Annotated in this window: 4 protein-coding genes; all 4 read right to left on the bottom strand. The window is 73.0% G+C overall.

All coding sequences use genetic code 11. The features are described 5' to 3' along the window. Positions 1 to 31: 31 nt before the first annotated feature. From ABZ260_RS49120 to ABZ260_RS49105, 4 genes are read right to left on the bottom strand one after another with little or no spacing between them, the layout of a single operon-like run. On the bottom strand, positions 32 to 844 hold the full coding sequence (locus ABZ260_RS49120; RefSeq protein WP_355632311.1) for an FCD domain-containing protein: 813 nt from the start codon (positions 842 to 844) through the stop codon (positions 32 to 34). Then, entirely contained in the window at positions 844 to 1,668 is an 825-nt protein-coding gene (locus tag ABZ260_RS49115) for an SDR family oxidoreductase (protein ID WP_355632309.1), read from the bottom strand. The genes ABZ260_RS49120 and ABZ260_RS49115 overlap by 1 nt, the downstream gene beginning before the upstream one ends. Continuing rightward, positions 1,665 to 2,771, bottom strand: coding sequence for an acyl-CoA dehydrogenase family protein (locus ABZ260_RS49110; protein WP_355632306.1), 1,107 nt, complete (start codon positions 2,769 to 2,771; stop codon positions 1,665 to 1,667). Before ABZ260_RS49110 ends, ABZ260_RS49115 begins: the two co-directional genes overlap by 4 nt. Continuing rightward, on the bottom strand, positions 2,768 to 3,013 hold the full coding sequence (locus tag ABZ260_RS49105; RefSeq protein ID WP_355632303.1) for a hypothetical protein: 246 nt from the start codon (positions 3,011 to 3,013) through the stop codon (positions 2,768 to 2,770). The genes ABZ260_RS49110 and ABZ260_RS49105 overlap by 4 nt, the downstream gene beginning before the upstream one ends. Between the last annotated feature and the right edge of the window lie 97 nt (positions 3,014 to 3,110).

Raw genomic sequence — 3,110 nt, 5'->3', positions numbered from 1 at the left:
GCCGGCCTTCGTACCGGTTCGTGGTCTCCGGTCAGTCCCGGGGATCCATGCGCGGGTTGCCGTACTCGTCCAGCACCTGGACCGGCGGGGCGTCGTCCGAGGCGACGTACAGCTGCGACGCCTCCAGGTGCGCCCGCATGAGCTTGCCGGCCAGCGCCGCGTCCCCCGCCTCGATGGCCTTCTCGATGGCGCCGTGCGCCCGCAGCACCGCGTGCCGCCGGTCCACCGCCGGGTAGCTCGCCTCGTCGGACGCCCGGCGGGCCCACCCCCGCTCCTGCACGCTCCAGACGCTCTCCAGCATCCCGACGACCACCCGGAGCGTCTCGTTGCCGGCCGCGTCCACCAGCCCCTCGTGGAACCTGACCGCCGCCCCGGTGAACGCCTGCCCGTCCTCCACGACCTGCGCGGCCTCGTCGTTGAGCCGCCGGAGCCGTTCGGCGACGGCCGAGTGGTCGTCGCGGCGGGCCGCGTGCTCCGCGCACAGCGGCTCCAGCAGGTTGCGGGCCGCCGCCAGGTCCCGCATGGAGGTGGCGCGCGCGTGCAGCAGCAGCCCCATGTGGTACGCGGCGGGCCCGGGGGCCGGGGCCTTGATGACGGTGCCGCCGCGCTTGCCGCGGCGGACGACCACCAGCCCCTCCGTCTCGAGGATGCGGAACGCCTCGCGGAGGCTCGGCCGGCTGACCGGGTACTCCTGGAGCAGCACCGGCTCCGTGGGCAATTCCGCCCCGTCGACGAGATCACCTTCCAGGATGCGCAGCCTGAGATGCGCCGCCAGGGCCTCGGCCACCCGGGGTGTCCGCAACGGTAAGCGGCGGGGGCGTGGTGGGATCTCGGACTCGGTCATCAGAGTGTTTCACCGCCGTCGATGAAGATGGTCTGGCCGGTGATGAACGAAGCGAGGTCCCCCGACAGGTGGACGGTCAGCGCCCCCAGCTCCCTGGGGTCGCCGGTGCGCCGCATCGGGATGCGCTCCTTCAGCCAGGCCTGACCTTCGGGACTGTCGTGAAGAGCCTGCGTCATGCTGGTGCGGAAGTGCCCCGGAGCGATGGTGTTGACGGTAACGCCGAACGCCGCCCACTCCTTGGCGAGCGCCCGGGTGAGCTGGGCGATGGCGCCCTTGGCGACCTGGTAGCTCACCGTCAGGTTGGCCGACCGGGCGACGCTGCTCGACGCGATGTTGATCACCCGGCCGCGCCTCCGCTCCAGCATCCCGGGAACGAATGATCTCACGAGGTGGAGCGACCCGCGGACGTGCGTGTCCAGCACCGAGTCCCACTCCTCGTCGGTCATGGCGACACCGGCCGGCCCCGAGCCGGGCTGCCCCACCTTCTCCCCGGATGCCTCGTCCACGGGCAGCGGGACGACCGGCCGCTTCACCAGGTTGCCGGCGTTGTTCACCAGGATGTCGACGCCACCCACCTCGGCCAGCACCGCGTCGCGCAGCCGGTTCAGGTCGGCGGAGCTGCGGATGTCGGAGGGGAAAGCGTACGCCTGGCCGCCCGCGGCCTTGATCTCCGCCGCGAGGCTCTCCAGCTCCTCCGCGTTACGGGAGACGCCGCACACCACGGCGCCCGCCCCGGCCAGCGCGGTGGAGATCGCCCGGCCCAGTCCGCGCCCGGCCCCGGATACGACGGCTGTCCTGCCCAGCAGGGGGTGGATGTCTGTCATGGCGTGCCTTTCGGTAGTCCAAGCGTACGCTCCGCGATGATGTTGCGTTGGATCTCCGATGTGCCGCCGTAGATGGTGGCGGCCAGCGATTCGAGGCGCTCGTCGAAGAGGGCGGGGTCGTCGAACGCCCGCGCCCCGGCGGTCTCCAGCGACAGTAGGGCCGCGCGCTGCACCGACTCCGAGCCGAGCAGCTTGAGGATCGACGACGCGGGGGACGGCAGGCCCGCCCACCGCTGGGCGGCGGTCCGCAGTCCGGTCAGCCGCACCCCCTCCGCGTCCGCCAGCGACCGGCCCAGCCGGACGAGCTGGTGCTCCGACAGTCCCGGCGCCGTCAGCGTGGGTTCCAGCGCCCGGGTGGTCTCCAGCCAGGTGTTGATCCAGATCATGTCCCGCTCGTGTTCGAGGCTGGACATGGCCACGCCCCAGCCGCTGTCCAGCGGGCCCAGCAGCGCCTCCTCGGGCACCTTCACGTCGTCGAGGAAGACCTCGCAGAAGGACTCGACCGCCGGCCCGGCGGTGCGGATCGGCCGGACCTCCACCCCGGGGCTGCGCAGGTCGAGGACCAGGCAGGAGATGCCGCGGTGCGGTCTGGCCTCCGGGTCGGTGCGGACGTACAGTGCGCACCACCGGGCCTCGTCCGCCTGCGTCGTCCACACCTTCTGGCCGTTGACGGTGAACACCCCGTCGGCGAGCGTCGCCGTCGTGCGCAGCGCGGCGAGGTCGGACCCGGCGCCGGGCTCCGACATGCCGAGCGCCCACCACTCGTCCCCGCGCGCGGCCGGCCGGAGCAGCCGCTCCCGCTGGGCGGCGGTGCCGAACGCCCGGATGGCCGGCGCCGCGACCCCGGCGCCCTGGATGTTCATCAGCCGCGGCACCCGGCGGCGCGCGCCGGCGAGCTTGACGGCCAGCGCGTCGGGGACACCCAGGTCGCGCCCGCCCTCGCCTGGGCCCCACTCGGGGATCAGCCAGCCCGCGTCGAACGCGGCGGCCTGGTACTCGGTGCGGAGCTTCACATCGCAGCGGTAGCGCCGGTGGTTCTCGGCGTAGTCGGCGGGCAGGAAGCCGTCGAGGAACGCCTCGAACTCGGAGGTCACATCCGTCATCGGGAGATCCGCCTTTCGATCCGCGCCGCCGCCAGGTACAGGTCGTCCGGCTCCCCGAGCAGGCAGGCCGTCTGGTGGGCGCGCCGCAGGAACAGGTGGCAGTCCGCCTCGAAGGTGACCCCCATGGCGCCCATCAGCTGGGTGAACAGCGACGCGACCCGGACGGCCGTCTCGGCCGCGACCGCGTTGGCCAGCAGGCAGTCCCGGGTCGCGTCGCTGTTCACCCAGCTGATGGGCGCCATGGGGGTCCTCGCCAGGGAACGTGAGGTGGCCCTGGAGCAGGCCAGGATCGCCAGGGAGAACGCCGAGCGTGCCCGATACCAGGCGGCCGCGATGCGC

This window comes from Streptosporangium sp. NPDC006013 (genome assembly GCF_040614275.1).
Taxonomy (GTDB): Bacteria; Actinomycetota; Actinomycetes; order Streptosporangiales; family Streptosporangiaceae; genus Streptosporangium.
This window is presented reverse-complemented; position numbering and strand designations above follow the sequence as displayed.